At 41.9% G+C, this 19,647-nt stretch carries 16 protein-coding genes and 1 pseudogene; 9 read left to right on the top strand and 8 right to left on the bottom strand.

What is annotated here, in order from left to right; all coding sequences use genetic code 11:
• Positions 1-178: 178 nt before the first annotated feature.
• Entirely contained in the window at positions 179-1,516 is a 1,338-nt protein-coding gene (locus QSJ46_RS04235; protein WP_024423951.1) for an amino acid permease, read from the top strand.
• Positions 1,517-1,547: 31 nt separating this feature from the next.
• Here QSJ46_RS04235 and QSJ46_RS04240 read toward each other — a convergent pair whose 3' ends face one another.
• The 7 genes and pseudogenes from QSJ46_RS04240 to QSJ46_RS04270 form a co-directional block, all read right to left on the bottom strand.
• Entirely contained in the window at positions 1,548-2,636 is a 1,089-nt protein-coding gene (locus tag QSJ46_RS04240) for a DNA alkylation repair protein (RefSeq protein WP_483298726.1), read from the bottom strand.
• A gap of 110 nt (positions 2,637-2,746) precedes the next feature.
• Positions 2,747-4,075, bottom strand: a complete 1,329-nt coding sequence (locus QSJ46_RS04245; RefSeq protein WP_039182672.1) for a GntP family permease — start codon at positions 4,073-4,075, stop codon at positions 2,747-2,749.
• A 24-nt stretch (positions 4,076-4,099) separates the two neighbouring features.
• On the bottom strand, positions 4,100-5,644 hold the full coding sequence (gene gntK / locus QSJ46_RS04250; protein WP_047203716.1) for a gluconokinase: 1,545 nt from the start codon (positions 5,642-5,644) through the stop codon (positions 4,100-4,102).
• 184 nt (positions 5,645-5,828) lie between these two features.
• The gene (locus QSJ46_RS04255) at positions 5,829-6,686 is read right to left on the bottom strand and encodes a MurR/RpiR family transcriptional regulator (RefSeq protein ID WP_212039541.1); all 858 of its coding nucleotides are present in this window, start codon (positions 6,684-6,686) and stop codon (positions 5,829-5,831) included.
• A gap of 91 nt (positions 6,687-6,777) precedes the next feature.
• Positions 6,778-7,713: a nucleoside hydrolase gene (locus QSJ46_RS04260; RefSeq protein ID WP_212039540.1), complete on the bottom strand. Its 936-nt coding sequence runs from the start codon at positions 7,711-7,713 to the stop codon at positions 6,778-6,780.
• Between the two features lie 94 nt (positions 7,714-7,807).
• A pseudogene (locus QSJ46_RS04265) lies at positions 7,808-8,284 on the bottom strand (DUF1433 domain-containing protein).
• Between the two features lie 83 nt (positions 8,285-8,367).
• Entirely contained in the window at positions 8,368-8,868 is a 501-nt protein-coding gene (locus QSJ46_RS04270) for a DUF1433 domain-containing protein (RefSeq protein WP_073208025.1), read from the bottom strand.
• 111 nt (positions 8,869-8,979) lie between these two features.
• Here QSJ46_RS04270 and QSJ46_RS04275 point away from each other — a divergent pair, with 111 nt between their 5' ends.
• The 3 genes from QSJ46_RS04275 to QSJ46_RS04285 all read left to right on the top strand — a co-directional run bounded on the left by QSJ46_RS04275 (position 8,980) and on the right by QSJ46_RS04285 (position 12,655).
• Complete coding sequence (locus QSJ46_RS04275) at positions 8,980-10,473, top strand: lipase family protein (RefSeq protein WP_285604328.1); 1,494 nt, start codon at positions 8,980-8,982, stop codon at positions 10,471-10,473.
• Positions 10,474-10,485: 12 nt separating this feature from the next.
• Positions 10,486-10,896: a hypothetical protein gene (locus QSJ46_RS04280; RefSeq protein WP_041087490.1), complete on the top strand. Its 411-nt coding sequence runs from the start codon at positions 10,486-10,488 to the stop codon at positions 10,894-10,896.
• A gap of 82 nt (positions 10,897-10,978) precedes the next feature.
• Positions 10,979-12,655, top strand: coding sequence for a hypothetical protein (locus tag QSJ46_RS04285; protein WP_039182688.1), 1,677 nt, complete (start codon positions 10,979-10,981; stop codon positions 12,653-12,655).
• A 15-nt stretch (positions 12,656-12,670) separates the two neighbouring features.
• On the opposite strand, the gene QSJ46_RS04290 is transcribed toward QSJ46_RS04285, so the two are convergent.
• Entirely contained in the window at positions 12,671-13,570 is a 900-nt protein-coding gene (locus QSJ46_RS04290; RefSeq protein ID WP_106025414.1) for a LysR family transcriptional regulator, read from the bottom strand.
• 172 nt (positions 13,571-13,742) lie between these two features.
• Here QSJ46_RS04290 and QSJ46_RS04295 point away from each other — a divergent pair, with 172 nt between their 5' ends.
• The 5 genes from QSJ46_RS04295 to QSJ46_RS04315 all read left to right on the top strand — a co-directional run bounded on the left by QSJ46_RS04295 (position 13,743) and on the right by QSJ46_RS04315 (position 19,625).
• The gene (locus QSJ46_RS04295) at positions 13,743-14,738 is read left to right on the top strand and encodes a LacI family DNA-binding transcriptional regulator (RefSeq protein WP_285604329.1); all 996 of its coding nucleotides are present in this window, start codon (positions 13,743-13,745) and stop codon (positions 14,736-14,738) included.
• A gap of 172 nt (positions 14,739-14,910) precedes the next feature.
• Positions 14,911-16,176: a galactooligosaccharide ABC transporter substrate-binding protein GanS gene (gene ganS / locus QSJ46_RS04300; protein WP_047203724.1), complete on the top strand. Its 1,266-nt coding sequence runs from the start codon at positions 14,911-14,913 to the stop codon at positions 16,174-16,176.
• A gap of 146 nt (positions 16,177-16,322) precedes the next feature.
• A complete protein-coding gene (locus QSJ46_RS04305) occupies positions 16,323-17,561 on the top strand; it encodes a carbohydrate ABC transporter permease (RefSeq protein ID WP_047203725.1) in 1,239 nt (412 codons plus the stop codon).
• Position 17,562: 1 nt separating this feature from the next.
• Positions 17,563-18,405, top strand: a complete 843-nt coding sequence (locus tag QSJ46_RS04310) for a sugar ABC transporter permease (protein ID WP_041087477.1) — start codon at positions 17,563-17,565, stop codon at positions 18,403-18,405.
• A gap of 11 nt (positions 18,406-18,416) precedes the next feature.
• Complete coding sequence (locus tag QSJ46_RS04315) at positions 18,417-19,625, top strand: glycoside hydrolase family 53 protein (RefSeq protein WP_285604330.1); 1,209 nt, start codon at positions 18,417-18,419, stop codon at positions 19,623-19,625.
• Positions 19,626-19,647: the final 22 nt, after the last annotated feature.

A 19,647-nucleotide genomic window follows, 5' to 3' on the forward strand; every position in this document is an offset into this window, starting at 1 on the left:
TCATTTATTTGAAGTTTCATTTTTAGAATATGGATGAAATAAGGTAATTATGGATATAAATATATGTTTTGATAGAATCAACCGCTGTTTTTGTCTGAAAAATCTCTTTTTTTATATTGACACTGACGTCCTGAAAAAAGAAAATGGAACATAAGCATTTTTAAAAAAGGAGAACGTCATGAGCGCGAATCAGGAGCAACAAGAATTAAAAAAGCTTTTATCACCGCGTCACATTCGCATGATTGCGATGGGCGGGGTCATTGGTACAGGAATCTTTAAAGGTAGTGCCGATACAATTGGTTTAGCAGGTCCTGGGGTGATCTTTTCCTATGTATTTGCCGGATTGCTGCTCCTCATTGTAATGGCAGCATTAGCCGAAATGGCCATTGTGTACCCGGGAAATAATCTACGCGACCTTATACAAATTGCGCTTGGTCAACGTTTTTCATTTGTCGTCGGCTGGGTTTACTGTTTTATGTGGCTCACTGTATGTGTCATTGAGATTATTGCAGCTGGCAGTCTGCTTCAATACTGGCTGCCGAACGTACCGCTATGGTCACTATGTTTACTTTGCTCACTCTTAGTCATCGGAATCAACTTAAATAATGTAAAATACTTTGGTGAAATTGAATTTTGGTTCGCTGGAATGAAGATTTTCGTTATTATTGTCTTTATTATTCTCGGTGCAGCATTATTATTTGGGATCATTCCAAACGAACAAAGCACACCAGCGCTTACCAACTATCAAAACTTCGTCCCGAACGGATGGGGAGCGATCTTTGCATCACTTTTAGTGGTTATTTTTTCTTATGGAGGCTCTGAATTGATCGGGCTGACCATTACTGAAACAAAGGATGCGGAGAAGGTCTTGCCTGGAGTAGTCAAAAGTATGATGTGGCGGATTATCTTATTTTACACATTGCCGATTTTGATCATCTGCGGACTCATTCCTTGGAATCAAATTGACCCAAATAACAGTCCTTTTGTCCAAGTCTTCTCTGCTGCTGGTATGCAAGGCGCCTCTCACTTCATTAATTTCGTCTTGATTACAGCAGTTCTATCTGCGGCCAATTCTGGAATTTATGGAACGACGAGAATGATTCATTCTCTTTCTAAATCAGATGGCGGTCCGAAAAAGCTGGCACAGGTCAACAAAAGAGGCGTACCCATTTTGAGTTTATGGGTCACCGTTCTATTTCTTCTCATTGGAACATTCTTTGCTTACTTATATCCGGACCAAATTTTCAGCTATATGCTGGCTATTCCTGGTTTTGCGGTTTCACTCATTTGGATCAGCATTTGTATGGCACATCTAAAGCTGCGGCCAAAATATCCACAGGAGCCGTATTTCAAAGTGTGGCTGTTTCCGTATTTGACTTTATTTGCAGGTCTTGTACTCAGCTTGAGCTTTGTTTTGTTCCTATTCAGACAAGAAAACCTGCCTAGCTCCATTATCAGCATCGGCTTCTTAGTCGCTGCCATCATCGCTTCATTCTTAATGAAAAAGAAGGCTTAAACGCCAAAACCCGCCGAAATGGCGGGTTTTTTCATGAGCTGCTATCTTCTGTAACTTCAAAATCGACCGATGCTTTTGAAATGCCGTTGATGATAATCGTTAAAGTATGGACTCCCTCATAGTGCTTTCTCGTCGTCATATTTTGAAAGGACTGTGACCTGACGAATTCTCTATGTAACGCTGCACTTGTTTCAAACTCTGTGATTTTAAATACCTTTTGATTGCGGGTACCCCGAGCTTTGACATAGTCTATGGCATACTCTACACGCAGCTTTAGTGACTTAGCAGCTTGAAGTGTAAATTGAAAGGTCATTTTCTCTCCAATACGAATTGGATTTTGCACTACCTTCAAATCCGTTACTTGAACAGATGGATCGTCCCCATAACCAAACAAAGCCATGATATCTGGATCGCCTTTTTTTAGTAATGTACGGGATGCATGTTTGATGATCCAGTTCGTATGTTCATTCGTTCCATACCATTTTTTAGCCGTCACCTTCATCAGATCAGGCTGAATTGCAGAAATATCATTTAAGTGGTTCGCTACACTTTTTTGCACATACCGCGCTGGGTCCGACTTCAAGTTTTCTAATATAGGCAACGTAACCGAAGGATTCTTTTTAAGTGCAGGAACAGTTAATCCCCATGGCAAACGTGGTCTGCATCCTTCACTAGCAAGCCGCCGAATATGCTCATTTTGATTCTGTGACCACACGAGCATTTGCGCGAGCATTTTGTCTTGATCCTGAATCAGAAAAGGCCGAACGGCAAATTCAGAAGTGGAAAAAGGTGTAAAGAATTCGAGCGCCTTGATCGAGATATCCCAATGTGCTAGACCGTACGTCTCGACGTAGTCTGGAAATACAAGCGCACTAAGTCCTGAAAAATGCGGGGCTGTCTGACGCAGCACCTCAATTGCCTGCTCATAATCCTTAGGTAGACAGGCATGCATTGATTCAGTGACTCTTCTCATTCTGCCTTTTAACTCCAGCTGCTCCCAATCCTTTTGGAGCACAAGCCGCTTGAATTCTTCAGCATCAAATCCAGTCGACGCTTGTGCAAGTTTCTCGGCTAATTCTGCAATAAATAATTCATGATAAACGTGTTTTAATGGTTCGATCTTGTCCGCCTCCCACATCTCAATATCTTCATTTTACCCCAATCTGAAAAAGGTGGTATGGCTAAAAGCAAAAACAGCCCAATTCCGAAGAATCAGGCTGTTGCGTTTCGCTATATAAACATATTAATGATCATAATAAATGCAATAGCACTAACAGAAATAATTGTCTCCATAGCCGTCCATGTCAAAAACGTTTCTTTAATGGTCATACCAAAATACTCTTTAATCAGCCAAAAACCAGAATCATTGACGTGAGACAAAATCAACGAACCCGCCCCTGTAGCTAACACTAGAAGCTCTCTGCTCACATCCGGCATAGATGCAGCAATCGGTGCGACAATACCAGCTGCGGTCATCATGGAGACCGTAGCAGATCCTGTTGCCACACGAATAACCGCAGCAATCAGCCAGCTAAGCAAAATTGGCGAGATCGGCGAGTGTTTGGCTAAATCTGCAATATAATCACCGACACCTGAATCGATAAGCACATTATTGAAAGCCCCGCCTGCTCCAATGACAAGCAGAATGGAAGCGATCGGACCTAAGCACTCATTACTAAAGGAAAGCACCCGGTCACGGCTCATCCCTTGCACAAAGCCAAGACTGAAGAAAGAATACACGGTTGCAATCAGCAGTGCTGTAATTGGATCTCCAATGTACTTGAATATCTGAAACCATAAACTGTCCTCTGGTAAAATAATATCTGCCAGTGTGGCAAGAAGCATTAGAATCACTGGCACCAAAATCGTAAACATCGTATTTGCAAAGCCGGGAAGTTTTCGATCTTCATTGCGTTCAGTAAATTGCTTTCTCAGCAGCTCCGGAACTGGTTTATGAATCCGTTTTCCAATCCACTTTCCATACAGCGGCCCAGCAATAATAGCTGTCGGTAAACCGACAATAATGGAAAAGAAAATGGTTTTCCCCACGTTGGCATGATAGATGCCGACAGCCGCCATGGCAGCTGGATGAGGCGGCACAAGACCATGAACGACAGACAAGCCAGCAATGAGCGAAATCCCAATTGTCACGAGCGAGATGCCCGTTTCAATCGCAATCGTAAACAATAAAGGAATGAGAAGAACGAATCCGACCTGGAAAAAGACAGGTATCCCCACAATAAAGGCAACAAACATCATTGCCCAATGCACATTTTTTGTCCCAAACCGGCCGATTAATGTGTGAGCGATCCGCTCAGCTCCACCTGATTCAGCCATCATTTTCCCAAGCATGGTGCCAAGCGCTAGAACTATGGCCAATAATGATAACGTATTGCCTAACCCCGTTTTAATGGATTGAATGATTTCCTGCAGGTCCATCCCTGTGGCAAAGCCGACTAACATAGAAGTAATAATTAAACTCACAAACGGATTCAACTTAGCAACTGTTATGAGGATGAGTAAAAGGACAATTGCTGCAATCACGATGAATAAAAGCATGCTCTCCCACCTTTTCCCTGATGTTTAATGATTTTGTTTTAATTGCAGCGCACTGATGACATCAAATTCATCCTTCAGTTTGTCATAGAGGCGCTCATATAAGTAAAACAATTCTATGTATGTTTCATTGTTCTCCATATTTGGTTCATGACGGGCAGAGATTCGAATCCAATCTTGAACCTCTTCTATCTCTTTCATATAACCTAAACTATGAAGTGCGAGGACAGCCGCCCCAAGTGCTGATGCCTCGTAGCTTTCTGGAACAAGTACTTCCCTGCCCATCGTATCCGCTAAAATTTGCCGCCACAGCGGAGATCGCGCAAAACCGCCAGATGCCCTGACATCCTTTGCTGAGCCGGTTAAATCCCTTAAGGCAACACCGATTGAGAAAACACTCATAATGACGCCTTCTAACACAGCTCTTATAAAATGCTCCCGCTTATGCTGAAGACCGATCCCAAAGAAAGTACCTCTCGCATTTGGATTCCAATAAGGTGCACGCTCACCCGTTAAAAATGGCAGAAACAGCAGCCCCTCTGAGCCGGCTGGAACTTTTTTCGCAATATCAATCATCAGATCGTAAGGATCCACTCCAAGGCGCTTTGCTACCTCCACCTCCGAGGATCCAAATTCATCCTTCAGCCATCTCAGCATGATTCCGCCATTATTCGTCGGTCCTCCAACCACCCAATGCTTATCAGTCAGCGCATAGCAGAACGTTCTTGATTGTTCATCTGTGATTGGTTTGTCCACGACCGTACGGACTGCACCGCTTGTCCCAATCGTGACAGCCACCTCACCTTTTCCAATCGCTCCCACACCTAAATTCGCTAGAACTCCATCATTCGCACCAACCACAAAGGGTGTATCTTCCGCAATACCCATTCGCAGGGCGATCTCTGGCTGAAGACCTCTCAGCTGATGCGTCGTCGGAACAAGTTCAGACAATTGATTGGCTTTAATTCCAGTAATACGAAGCGCCTCTTCATCCCATTGAAGCGTTTCCAATCGGAACAGCCCTGTTGCTGAAGCAATTGAATAATCGACCACATACTGGCCAAAGAAATGATAAAGAATATATTCTTTGATGGAAATAAATTTCGCTGCCTTCTTGAAGACATCAGGTGCCATTTCCTTGAACCACCTTATTTTTGAAAGCGGTGACATTGGATGGATCGGTGTACCGGTTCTTTTATACACTTGGAAGCCATCCATGTCCGAAATGATTCGCTTCGCTTGTTCTGCACTTCTGTTATCTGCCCAAATGATACTGTTCGTTAACGCCTTGCCATCCTTATCCATCACAATCAAGGAATGCATCGCTGTACTAATTCCGATGCCTATGAGACGTTTTGCATCAAATGCTGCTTTCGTCAACACACCTCTTACACTTGCAATGACAGCTTCTAATATATGTTCAGGGTCCTGTTCAACCCATGCTGGTTGGGGCTGAATGAGATCATAAGGAACCGAATGCTTTGCTATCACTTTCCCCTGTGGTCCAAACAGAACCGCCTTTGTACTTGTTGTTCCAATATCCAAACCAATTACCGCCTGGTTTCCCTTCATCTGTATCACGCCCAATCATTGATTTGAAATCATATTTATTGTTTTCATATACCTGTTAAATCCCATTATAGGAATAATTTTTTCGACATTCAACGACTTAAAAGAAAATTTTTTTCACTTAAAAGCTCACAATCGTTACCACAACGGCATTTTTCATTAATAGAAAAATTTATTTTTGAAACCATTACACCCTTTTTTGTGAAATGGTTTCTCTCATTTTTTTTAAATTCGATAAAGTTTCCTGCTGCCTTAAGTGAGCAAGTGCAAAGTATAGTACGTCAATGACAGTGAGCTGAGCAAGTCTTGCAGACATCGCCTCTGTTCGAAAGGCCGTTTCCTGCGTCGATGTATACAACGTGACATCAGCAAGCTGGCTCAACGGAGAGCGCTGATAGCTTGTAATACCGATGGTTTTCGCGCCTTTTTCCTTTGCTGTTTTCATCGCATCGAGTAAATCTTTATTCCGTCCAGAATGAGATATACCGATCACTGTACTGTACTGGTCGAGAAGACCGGCAGACATCGCTTGAAAATGAGAATCGGTGTGAACAATACAGTTGATGCCTGTCCTCATAAATTTATGAAAAGCGTCTGTTGCAATGAGGCCAGACCCGCCACTCCCATAAAACTCTAAGCGCTTTGCTTCATGAATGATTTGTATGGCTTTTTCTACATCTTCTGGATTCAACAATTGAAAGCTATCCTTTAATGCGGATATATTCGCCTGAAAAACCTTTTGCATAAAAACGGCCGTATCATCATCAAGACTCATTTCTTCGTCTACATAATCAGGCTTTGTTTGATCTATTTCCTGGGCAATTGCAATCTTCAAATCTTGAAAGCCCTCAAATCCAAGCCTTTTACAAAGACGAAAAATCGTTGCCTCTGAGCTCGCTGTCTTTTTGGCAAGCTCGACAATAGATAAATGAATAATGTCGCCAGGTTCACTCGTAATATGTTCTGCTATTCCTTTCAGCTTTGGCGGCAACCCTCTGCTTGCTGCTCGTATTTTTTCAATACTACTTAAACTGACAGAAGCCAATTGACTTCACTCCTTCCTTTTCATGTGAGCGCATACATTTCCTCATGTTCCCATCTTATAAAAAAGAAGCCTGTTTGCACAGACTTCTTTTTTATGAATTCATCGTTTTGATCAATAAATCAAAAAAAGCTTCAGCATCTACATCCATACACACTTGGACATTGCGCTCTTTCTCCCATTGGTGCTGAAAATCACAGATCATTTGACCGTCACAAAACTCACTCTTCGTCTCCACTTCTACATGAAATGTCTGTGTGCTTACAAGCTGCTTGTTAATGGCAAGACTTACAGCAAGCGGATCATGCATGGCACACGCCCACACACCATTACGCTCAAAATAGCGCTGGCGGTAAATGCTTGTACTCTCTCTGATGTAAGCTGCCAACGTTTCATTTTGAATGGCATCGATTCTCTCATCTGTTAACAAGACCTGTCTCGTGACATCCAGCCCTACTTGAGTCAATGAAGGGAACCCAGCCTCCAGCACCAATTTTGCCGCTTCTGGATCTGCATATGTATTAAATTCCGCAACCGGTGTGACATTCCCCTGTCCCTGCACGACTCCCCCCATAAAAATGACCTCTTTCACATGATGAATCAGCTCAGGGCATTTTTTTACCGCAAGGGCTAAATTCGTTAAGGGCCCTGTCAACACAAGCGTGACCTGCTTCGAATACTGCAGCACTTGTTCAATGATAAAATCAGGCGCAAAACCAGCATCTGCGGTCTTCTTAGGCCGGGCGTCCTTTAAAGCGCCGCCAATTCCATCCTCACCGTGTACCCGATGTTCATAATGAGGTGCTCTTAAAAGAGGGGTTGCTGAACCTTTGATGACAGGAATGTTATCTGCCTCAACCAGCTCAAGCACTTTACACGTATTCAAAGTAGCGGTATCGACAGACACATTCCCGCACACCGTTGTAATCCCCAACATATCAAACTGCTTACTTTTCACTGCCAGCAAAATCCCAATCGCATCATCGATTCCAGTATCTACATCCAAGATCAATTTCTTTGTATTTGCCATGGGTGAAATCTCTCCCTTGTTTGTAAGTGTTGTTAGGTGAATGATAGCATATGCCTGCTTCAACTATTTAGGGAATATTAGCAGGTTGATCTTATTACTCTTTTTCTCCAACATCTTTGAGATATTGCTCTCGTTCTTTTTCTGAAAGACTATTTAGAAAATCTTCTTTTACTTGCGGATCAAAGTCATCCCAGTTCTCAAAGCGATCTGATAAATCAGGGGAATGACTCATCGAACCTATTTCATTAGATTTGTATATTAATGATGCAGAAAAATGGTATTTATCAGGCTCATTATTTATATATCCATCAACTGTGACATAACCCATAGGGCTTATAGATACATTTTTTTAAAATGTGATGGTTTTGATAAAATTGTGAATATCTTCTTCGTGTAAACGTTCTTCAATTTTTGGTTTCATCTTTTCTGCGAATTCTTCGGCCTTTTCTTGATCGCTTTTCTCTTGCACTACTTCATCTGAAAAACTCTGATGAATGTACTCTACAACAAACACAGTTACAGAGATGACGGCGACCACAATTATGATAGAAAATTTCAATGTATTTCTCATAAAAAGCAAAAACTCCTTAATATACTTTTAATCAGTCTACAAATGAATTTGACAAAATAAAAACAGGTAGGCTAGTACCTGTTCTACTCTTTTTCTCCAATGTCTTTCAGATATTGTTCGCGTTCTTTTTTAGATAAACTATTCAGATAGTCTTCTTTCACTTGAGGATCAAAATCATCCCAGTTCTCAAAACGATCTCCTAGTTCTGCTGAATAACTCATTGAACCGATTTCTTTTGTTCTATACTTTAATGAAGCGGAGAAATTGAATTTTTCTGGCTCATCATTCACATATCCTCTAACTACAATAAAACCCATCGGACTAATGGTCACTTCATTTTCAAAAGTGATATCCTTTATAAAATGATGTATATCCATTTCATGTAGATCTTTTTCGATTTTCGGTCTCATTTTTTTTGCAAATTCTTCTGCCTTTTGTTGTTCACTTTTCTCTTTTTCTTGCACTGTATTCTTTCCTCCTGAATCATTTGGCTTACTTAGTTTTTTATTTTGAGAAATTAATGCAGATATTGAAATAATTATTATGATAGCCAAAACAATTAAAAACTTTACTGTATTCTTCATTAGTAACAATAGCCACCTTTTAAATTTTTAATCATGGGCTTAATCTCCTCACACTTACAATAGAAATTTATCAAAATCTATAATATAATTATTAAGATAAATATTACAGGAGTGACATTTTTGTCTAAAAAAACATCCGAATTTCAACTTAACGATCAAGACTATATCTTAATATCAGAAGAATCCTATAAAATAGAAAATTATAACGCATCCAAAATAATTAAATTAAACGACGGAAAAATCATGCACGTAATTGACTACAAAGAAACTAGAAACGGCCTTAATGCACTAACCCTTGTCTCAAAAGAAGATTATCGTATTTCAAACAAAGGCAAAGACCTCACCAAAATCAAAAACGCCGTCATCGCCTACCGTGGTTCTGAACCGATTGGTGCAGACCAATATAAAGATACCATTAAAAAACATGGAAAAAAAGAGTCAGATGATCTTCTTTCTACCATTTTGACGAAGCTGCCTCCTTTTAGTCGGTCGAAGGGTTCACAGGAAGTGACGACTAAGTTGACAACAGGCACAACCGCCTATACAAATGAAATTGTTCAAGATTGGATGGTTTCGGATACAAAATATCTGATTAAAAATATCCCATTTGAGCATGGTGCAGAGAATCAAATGGTTCAAGCGGATCGGTATGCGAAAGAAATCCATAAGAAAATGCCGAATGCGAAGATGTATGTCACAGGGCATTCGCTTGGCGGGTCAAATGCTTCCTATGTTCTTGTCAAAAATGATTTTATTCAAGGCGGGGTCACCTTTGAGAATCCGAATATTTACCCAAATCTATCGGATGGTCTACAGGCTAAAGCATTAAAAGGCGATTACCGCAGTAGATTAACAGAATATATCAATCTTAATGACGGGCTTTCTCTTTTAAATCGGCATACGACAGAAATCGGTCGAGTGAAAGTGATGTATGATGCCGCTCTCCCTGAAGGCGTCGATTACTCCGAGGACTCCTCAAAAGCCGTCCAATTCATAAAAGACCTCCTCAATCGGGCAATGAGTGTGAATCCTTCACTGGATGCGAATTTATTTCTTGAAGCCCTCGCTGGCAGCCATGGATTAGATCGTTATACCTTTTCGCCAGATGGCTCCGTTCAAACCATTGATGATATGTTGAGAAAAAATCCTTCTCTTACTACGGCCATGTTACAACAGTTGGGTCAATCTAATGTTGATCCGCATAGTGTAGTGGCGATATTAATTAAGTCCCACGTTCTCATGAACACAGGACGTAAATTCTCGACATATGCCGATCACCATATGCAGCAAATCATTCGCAAAATTGAGAAACTCGATGACAAAGTGGATCAATCGGTAGAACGAGTTCGTTCGAGATACAAACAAATTGTCGGTTTCGGTTCGTATGATCAGCTGACGGCATCAGATGTAGATGCCGTGATTCGCCACTTAAAAACAGAGGGTCTTGAAAATGAGTTCTATTCGGTCAAAAAGTATGATACAGCGATTGATAGCGCTATGAATATGAAAAGGTGGATGGACTCAATATCAGATGATATGAGCGATCTTGGAAAACAATACCACGATGCAGATACAGCCCTGGCGAAGAACATGGGTATTTCTTAAGGAGTACGATAAATGGAATTTTCAAAGAAACAACCAACAGATGCAGATCGTTTTTTGCAAAGAATGACAGATACGCATACATCAAGCTCCATCTTCTCAAAAGCAAACTTTGACACGGAAGACATGACACCAGCAGAGCTGGCAGCTTTGAAAGCAAAGATCAAAGAAGAACAGAAAACTGCACTTATCAGAGCCATCCGGCATCAGCTTCAAAATGAATTTGCAGATGACCGTCAAGAAGCGGAAAAAATTTTAGATCTAATCGATGAACTTCAGATCAAAGTGTATACACATCAAAATCGCATCCAAACACATATGTCAGGTCAAGCCATTGATGCCTTAATAGAAAAAATTGAACAAAGACTCAAGTTTTACGAACTGAAAGAAGATGTTCGTTCCGCCATCAACTCGATTGGCATTTAGATGAACCTTCCATCCGATGAATCTTTTCCCTGCCTCACTCGTATATACTAAAAGAGTGATTGATTTGAAAGGAGATCTGTTTGTGGGATATATTCTGTTATTTTCGGTTGTGATCGGTCTTGTCCTGACCCTTTTGCTCACACCAATTAGGTTGATTATAAGAAAGAAAGGAACAGAACAGCAGGTGCCGTTCATGTGGATTGCAGGCCTTGCTTTACTGTTTATGATCGGTATTTTTGTTTTCTATTACATCACCAATTTAGATCGGAACCCTTCCTCCCTATGGCTGATTGGTCTTGTTGTGACAGCAGCAGGCGCCTTTTTGTCAGTTGGATTGGAGCGTAAAATCAAAGGCGTGCTGTTCCTTATTCTATTACTGCTCGGTGTTTACATGGCGACAGCTTTTCTATTCAATGCGAATGAGAAATTCGATGTCTCCAAAATGGAGCAAAAAGTAGAAATCAAAGCGTTTGAAGAGACAGAAACACCTGCAAGTGTACCGCCTCAATTTGCCCGCAATAAAATGAAGAAATCGTTCGGACAGGTTCCAAATACAAGCTACTATGAGCTTGGAAGCTTGCAAATTCAGAAGGTCAATGGTGAGTATGTTTACATCGCTCCGGTGGAATTCTCGGACTTCTTTAAATGGATTCGTGCAGGCAGCACGCCGGGTTACTTTACATTAAGTGCGACCGACTCATCTGCTAATCCAAAGTTCGTGAAGACGGAGATGGTTTATACGCCTTCCTCCTATTTCAACAAAGAAATTGAGCGGCATATCCGTCTCCAGTACCCAGATTTGATTTTCTACGGCGATACACAGCTGGAAATCAATGATGACGGCAAGCCTTATTACATTCAAACGTATGGCGATTTCATCTCTGCACGAAACGGCTTTAAAGCTTCCGGTGTGGTCGTTGTTGATGCCAAAACGGGTGCCACGAAGAAATATGCTCTAGATCAAGTACCTGCCTTTATCGATGGTGCTGTTTCACCAGAGGCGGTCAGTCTGCAAAACAGTTATTTCGGAAACTATATTCACGGGTTCTGGAACAGTATGTTTGGGAAGTCAGATGTAAAGCTGCCTTCCGATGAAGGAACGGAAGCAAATGTGAGCCCAGTGTTTGATTCAAAAGGAGATATGTATTACTTCACAGATTTCACAAGTCCGAAAGAGGGCGTTGATTCCATGCTCGGATATGCCCTGACAAATGCCCGGACAGGAAAAGCAACTTATTATACCGGAAATCTTGAAGAATCCTATATGGATTCTCAGGGCGCTCTGCAAATTATTGAGAAACGATTCATCGAGAAGAAATGGAAAGGGCGCATGCCGATTCTCTATAATTTCTATGGTGAAGCCAGCTGGCTCACACCGGTTCTCGATTCAAATGGATTCCTGCAAAACTACTTTATCGTTTCTGCAGCCAATCCAGAAATCGCTGCGTACGCTTCTACACCAAACGAAGCACTGAGAGCCTATAAAACAGCTCTGCAAAAAGGCGGCGGTACCGTTAACAGTTCCTCTAAGCAAGAAAAGAAAGAAGCAGCAGGGAAGGTCAAACGAGTCTACAAAGAAAAGACCGGTGATTATACAACCGTCACCTTCCTGCTAGACGATGGAAAAAGCTACACTATGTCATCTGAAAAAGAACCTCTCGTCATTTATTTAAAAGAAGGCGATCAGGTCACCATGAAATATACAGATACAGGTGAGATCTTCCTTCCAGTCGATGAAATCAAAATCAAAGGGTTATAAAAAAAGAAGCTTCTCCTATTTTGGAGAAGCTTCTTTTTTCTCTTTCCTTAACAATTCAACGAGCAATTCCTTATTTTTATTTCCCCCGGTCATCGGTGACTCAACATAGGAGAATTTTCGTTTGAAATCCATGCCTCTCACAGAAATAACAGCCAATTCACCGCCAATGCTGCCTCGCTGGAGGACATATTTAGATAAAACAGAAAGACCCATTCCGTGGATTACAGCTTCTTTAATGGCTTGATTGCTGCTAAAGGTCACAAAGGTTCGTGCTTTCAGTCCATTTGATTTCAGGACATGCTGTAAATATTCTCCTGTCCCTGATCCCTCTTCTCTCGTGATCCATGTTTCGTTTTGTAATTGATCAATGGTGACATCTTTCTTCTTGGCAAAAGGATGATCTAATGGCGCCACAATATACAGCTCGTCCTCTAGAAAAGTTTCTACAGAAAGCTCTTTGTCATTGGTTTGTCCTTCGATCAAACCGATATCGACATGGAATAAACGGACGTGTCCGGCGATCGCCTCTGTATTATCAATGACCACCTCAATATCAACATGCGGATAGAGCTGATGAAACTCCGCCAATATTTGCGGCAGCACATACTCACCAATTGTGAAGCTCGCCCCGATGGTCAGCTTTCCTCTTGCCAAATGATGATGCTCATAAATGTCCTGCTTCGCCTGTTCATAGAGACGAATGATTTGTTTTGATCGATGGTACAGCATATCCCCAGTTGGTGTAACGGTTAATTGCTTTGGCGAACGATTCAGCAGTACGGTCTGGAATTCCTGCTCCAAGTTCTTAATATGAAGACTGACACTCGGCTGAGAAATCCGCAGCTTTTGGGCTGCTTTTGTAAAGTTCTTCTCCTCCACCACTGTCACAAAAGTCTTCAGTGCATCGTAATACATCGGTCCCTCTCCTATCAGAAATCTTAATCCAACACCTTACATATATATATCTTACTAATTCCTTTCCAGCACGTAAAGAACCGCCTAAACGAAAATAATTTAATAAAAATATTTACTAATTTTTTTAAAGACTCTATACTAAGAGGAGATATTTTCTATAGGAGGTGCTGATTTGGCAGCTAAAATAAAGGACATTGCAGAAAAAGCAGGTTTATCCATTGCAACGGTATCTCGCGTACTGAACCAAGATCCCAACCTATCTGTCACCGATCAAACACGTGAAAAAGTATATGCCGCCGCAGAAGCTTTGTCCTACCAAAAGAAGACATTCAAACATTCATTAAAAAAAATTGCCTTTCTCTATTGGATGACCGAAAAGGAAGAGCTTGAAGATATTTATTTTAAATCCATTCGACTAGGCATTGAGGAACTGACCAACACTCGGAGTCTAAATGTTACCGCTTACAATCCGTCTGATGGCCTTCATTCCATTGATCCTGCTACAGAAGGGATCATCGCCATCGGCCGATTTAAAACGTCAGAGCTTGACCAATTATATGCTGTCACTCCGCACATTGTCTTTATTGATACGACACCAGATGAAGATCGTTTTGATTCTGTAAAGCCGAACCTGAAACGAATTGTTCAAAAGATCATCGATTCTTTTATTGAAAAAGAACACTCATCCATTGGATTCATTGGCGGCACAGATCTTGATCTCAATACGAATGTGCACATTCCAGATATTCGTGAAACGACTTTCCGTGAATACATGCTTGCCCGCCATATACTTAATGAGCGATTGGTCTATATCGGCCACCATTTCTCAGTCGATGAAGGCTATTCGCTCATGATGAAGGCGATTGATGAGCTTGGTGATGATCTGCCCACCGCTTTTTGTGTCGCTAGTGACCCTCTTGCCATCGGCTGCTTACAAGCATTAAATGAGCGCGGATTTTCTCTGCCGAATCGCGTCAGCGTTTTTAGTATCAACGATATTCATGTATCTCAATATGTGTCGCCGCCGCTCACCACGTATCATATCCAAACGTCATTACTTTGTGAGACAGCGATCGATTTACTTTTAGAAAGACTTGTGGACGGCAGAACATTGCCTAAAACTGTGCTAATTGCCTCAGAACCTATCTTTCGGAAAAGCACCATATAATCAACTGGAAGCCCCTCCTAATGTGGAGGGCTTCTTTTCTCTCTATATGAGTAAAAAAATTTACTTAATAAATTTAATAAAATATGTTTACTTTTTTTACTTAAGTTGATATTCTCACATTAAGAAAGCGTTTTCTTATCATCTATGAAAAAAGAAAGAGAGGGGATTACCAATGAAAAAGGGAAAATGGGCGACATTATCAGCAGTCGTTGGTACTGCTGTGCTTCTGCTTTCAGCATGCGGACCAGGAGATGACAATTCAAGCGGGAGTCAGCCAGCATCTACAGGTACAAAGACCTTGCTAGTATGGGAGGATGTCAAAAAGTCTGATGGGATTCAAGACGCTGTAAAAGAATTCGAAAAACAAAACGATGTGAAAATCAAAGTGGTCGAAAAAGCGTATGCTGACCAAATCGAAGCTCTCCGCCTTGATGGAGCAGCCGGGACAGGCCCAGACGTCATCACAATGCCTCACGATCAAATTGGATCAGCTGTTACTGAGGGTCTGTTACAGGAAATCAAGCCTGATCAAAAAGTAATCGATTCCTTTACAGACGAATCCATTCAATCACAAACGGTAGATGGCAAGCTGTATGGCCTTCCGAAATCCGTTGAAACGACTGTGCTTTTCTATAACAAAGACCTTGTCAAAAAGGCACCAACTACACTTGATGGCTGGTATGACCTTTCGAAAAAGCTGACAAAAGACGGGAAATACGGTTTTGTTGCGAAATGGGATGAAATTTACTATGCACAAAGTGTGTTAGGCGGATCAGGGGGATATATTTTCAAACAGAAAAGCGATGGCTCCTATGATGTGAAGGATATTGGCCTGAACAACGATGGCGCCATCGAAGGAGGAGCATACATTCAAAAATTCTTCAGCGAAGGACTTTTCCCGAAAGGCATCATTGGTGAACAAGGAATCAATGTCCTCAACTCCTTATTCACAGAGAAAAAGGCGGCAGCTGTCATTTCTGGTCCATGGTCATTTGGTCCATATAAAGAAGCTGGAATTGACTATGGCGTAACAGAGCTGCCAACACTCCCGAACGGAAAGCATATGAGCTCATTCCTAGGTGTAAAGAGCTACAACGTCTCCTCTTATTCTAAAAATAAAGACCTTGCTGAGAAATTTGTTGAGTTTATCACGAATGAAAAAAATTCGAAGAAGCGATTCGAAGTAACAGAGGAAATTCCACCAGTGAAAAAGCTGATGAAGGATCCAATTATTACTGAAAACGCAAATGCAGATGCTGTTTCAAAACAAACGAAATATGCCACGCTGACACCGAATACCCCTGAAATGGCAGAGGTGTGGAAGCCGATTGACAGCGCATTAGGTCTCATTGCAACCGGACGAACAGATGTGAAAAAGGCATTTGATGATGCGGTCAATCAAATCGACTCTCAAATTAAAGCAAATCACTCTAAATAATCATCAAACACGGGTAGCCTTTAAGTCTATCAAGCTGCCCGTATTTGATCTAATTTCATATGAAGTAGGTGTTAGACGTGACGGGTAACCTTGAACTAGACCGCACACACATAGTGGAATCAAAAATACACCGGAGACGGGCGCTAATGTTCTCCCTTATACCCGGGATGGGGCAGATATACAATAAACAGTACGGCAAAGGGGCCCTTTTTTTCCTATTCGGCGTCTCTTTTATCATCGTATTTTATGATTTATTCAATATTGGCTTCTGGGGGCTGTTCACACTAGGTACGATGCTGCCTCGTGACAACTCTGTTTTTCTTTTGGCAAAAGGGATTATTGCGCTGTTAACAGCTGGTTTTGGTATCGGCTTTTACGTACTCATGATGCGTGATGCTTTTATAAACGGAAAGAAACGTGATCAAGGGGTTCCGCTCCATTCCATCCGAGCTCAATATCATCAGCTTATCGACCAAGGCTTTCCTTACTTAATGAGCACTCCTGCTTTCTTTTTACTTCTATTCTCTGTTGTCTTTCCTATTATGTTCAGCTTTGCGCTGGCTTTTACGAACTACGATCTATACCACTCGCCTCCTGCCAATCTGATTGATTGGGTAGGGATCAAGAACTTTCAAAATATCTTTTCAATTGATATTTGGAGAGACACTTTCATTGATGTACTTGGCTGGACCGTCGTATGGACGTTGGCTGCGTCGACCCTTCAATGTGCCATTGGCATCTTTCTAGCGGTTCTGCTCAACCAGAAGGATTTAAAGGGAAAACGGTTTTTTAGAACGATTTTGATTCTTCCTTGGGCTGTTCCAGGTTTTGTGACCATTTTGGTGTTTGCCGGACTGTTCAACGATACATTTGGAGCCATTAACAACACACTTTTTGCTTCGATTGGGATTGATCCAAAACCATGGCTGACAGATCCATTTTGGAGCAAAATCGCACTCATTGCGATGCAGACTTGGCTTGGATTCCCTTTTGTTTTCATTATGACAACCGGTGTTTTGCAGGCGATTCCAGAGGATCTATACGAAGCTGCGACCATTGATGGGGCAAACTTCTTTCAGAAATTCCGGTCCATCACGTTACCGCTTGTCCTTTATTCCATTGCGCCTATATTAATCACGCAATATACGTTTAACTTTAACAACTTTAATATCATCTACTTATTTAATGGCGGAGGACCGCCTGTGGCTGGCTCAACTGCTGGGGGAACGGACATCTTGGTTTCTTGGATTTACAAACTCACGATGCAGTCATCTCAATATGCACTTGCTGCCGCAGTCACGATCTTACTTTCAATCTTTGTCATCGCCATTGCACTCTGGCAGTTTAAGAGAACGAATTCATTCAAAGAGGAGGACATGATGTGATATGGGATCAAAACAAAACAAGCTCATTCGCCTGAGCATCACTTATTTTATCCTTTTCATTGCCTCCATTTGTATTCTATATCCACTGCTTTGGACGATTGGTGCTTCTTTTAACCCTGGGAACAGCCTGATGAGTACCAGTATGTTTCCGAAGAATCCAACGTTCAGCCATTTCACCGAGCTGTTCTTCGGTCAGGGGGCACTTTATGCAAAATGGTATTGGAACTCAATGAAGATCAGTATTGCCACTATGGTTTTAACGCTGATTCTTGTTAGTTTTACAGGCTATGCCTTTTCCAGATTCCGCTTCAAAGGACGGAAAAATGGGCTGATGCTCTTTTTGCTGCTGCAAATGATTCCTCAATTTTCAGCGCTGATTGCGATTTTTGTTCTTGCTCAAATGCTTGGACTCATTAATAGCCACCTTGCCCTGATTTTGATTTATGCAGGTGGACAAATTCCGATGAATACGTATTTAATGAAAGGCTATCTTGATGCGATTCCGAAGGATCTCGATGAATCAGCCAGAATGGATGGCGCAGGGCATTTCCGGATTTTCATTCAAATTATTATGCCGCTCGCTAAGCCCATCTTAGCCGTTGTCGCGATCAACTCATTTACAGGTCCACTGGGTGATTTCATCATTTCCAGTGTCATTGTCCGCTCACCTGAAATGTATACGCTCCCAATCGGTCTGTACAATCTTGTGTCAGATAAAATGGGTGCCAGCTACACGACCTTTGCAGCCGGGGCTTTACTCATTGCAATTCCAGTCGCTTTATTGTTCCTTGTTTTACAAAAACAATTTGTGTCCGGTCTCACACAAGGCGGGACAAAAGGATAAGGGGAGATTTGATGAAAAAATGGTTGCTTGTCACTGTTGCCTTTTTCTTTCTGATAGGGTTAGGTGTTTTGCCTGAAGCTAAGGCAGATGCGATTTCTGTTCAGCCGATCAATGGACTGCAAGGTGATTTCATCAAGGGAGCCGATATCTCGATGCTTGCAGAAGTGGAGAAAAGCGGCGGCAAATACTACAACCAGAACGGACAGCAGGTTGATCCGCTCAAGCTATTAAAGGATAAAGGCGTCAACTATGTGCGTATCAGACTGTGGAACCATCCATATGACAATCAAGGCCGTGCCTATAACGGCGGGACAAATGATCTCAATACAGCCATCGCTTTATCGAAACGTGCAAAAGCACAAAATATGAAAGTGCTGCTTGATTTTCACTACAGTGATTTCTGGACGGATCCGGGTAAACAATTCAAACCGAAAGCGTGGGCGTCCCTCTCACAAAGTGATTTAGAAAAAGCAGTCGGCACTTACACAGGCGATGTGCTCAAAGCGATGAGAGCGCAAAATGCCTTGCCAAACATGGTTCAGGTCGGGAATGAGTTGAACTCAGGCATGCTGTGGCCAAACGGAAAAAGCTGGGGTGAAGGCGGTGGTGAATTTGATCGGCTCGCTGCTTTGCTAAAAGCTGGCACAAATGCCGTCCGCTCTGTCGATTCAAACATCAAAATCATGCTTCACCTTGCACATGGCGGAGACAATGGTGCATCCCGCTGGTGGTTTGATGAAATCACAAAACGAGGCGTCTCATTCGATACAATCGGTTTATCTTATTACCCATATTGGGACGGCGGCTTTAGCGGTCTGACCTCCAATATGAATGATATTAGCGCCCGCTATAACAAAGACGTCATCGTGGTAGAAACTGCTTACGGCTTTACGACAGCAAACAGTGACAACCTAGATAACTCATTTAATCAAGACTCTGTCAACACAGCCGGCTATCCAGCCTCACCTCAAGGCCAGGCATCTTTTATACGAGATCTATCCGAAAAGATTTCAAAAGTAAACAACAACCGTGGGAAGGGGTTCTTTTATTGGGAGCCGCTTTGGATTCCAGCAAAAGGTGCTCCGTGGTCTAGTCAATACGGGCTCGCTTATATTCAAACCACCGGTACTGTCGGAAATGCGTGGGAAAATCAAGCGATGTTTGATTTCAACGGAAAAGCACTGCCTTCTCTTGATGTATTTAAACAAATGACACCGTAACTAAAAGGATAGGACGTGACAA

Source organism: Bacillus sp. YKCMOAS1 (assembly GCF_030268125.1).
GTDB classification, from domain to species: Bacteria; Bacillota; Bacilli; order Bacillales; family Bacillaceae; genus Bacillus; species Bacillus safensis.

Bases quoted from the DNA above. Each gene is read 5' to 3' on its own strand.
- QSJ46_RS04235 (WP_024423951.1), top strand. From the start codon at position 179: ATGAGCGCGAATCAGGAGCAACAAGAATTAAAAAAGCTTTTATCACCG.
- QSJ46_RS04245 (WP_039182672.1), bottom strand. From the start codon at position 4,075: ATGCTTTTATTCATCGTGATTGCAGCAATTGTCCTTTTACTCATCCTC.
- gntK (WP_047203716.1), bottom strand. From the start codon at position 5,644: ATGAAGGGAAACCAGGCGGTAATTGGTTTGGATATTGGAACAACAAGT.
- QSJ46_RS04260 (WP_212039540.1), bottom strand. From the start codon at position 7,713: ATGGCAAATACAAAGAAATTGATCTTGGATGTAGATACTGGAATCGAT.
- QSJ46_RS04270 (WP_073208025.1), bottom strand. From the start codon at position 8,868: ATGAAGAATACAGTAAAGTTTTTAATTGTTTTGGCTATCATAATAATT.
- QSJ46_RS04280 (WP_041087490.1), top strand. From the start codon at position 10,486: ATGGAATTTTCAAAGAAACAACCAACAGATGCAGATCGTTTTTTGCAA.
- QSJ46_RS04290 (WP_106025414.1), bottom strand. From the start codon at position 13,570: ATGTATTACGATGCACTGAAGACTTTTGTGACAGTGGTGGAGGAGAAG.
- ganS (WP_047203724.1), top strand. From the start codon at position 14,911: ATGAAAAAGGGAAAATGGGCGACATTATCAGCAGTCGTTGGTACTGCT.
- QSJ46_RS04305 (WP_047203725.1), top strand. From the start codon at position 16,323: ATGTTCTCCCTTATACCCGGGATGGGGCAGATATACAATAAACAGTAC.
- QSJ46_RS04310 (WP_041087477.1), top strand. From the start codon at position 17,563: ATGGGATCAAAACAAAACAAGCTCATTCGCCTGAGCATCACTTATTTT.
- QSJ46_RS04315 (WP_285604330.1), top strand. From the start codon at position 18,417: ATGAAAAAATGGTTGCTTGTCACTGTTGCCTTTTTCTTTCTGATAGGG.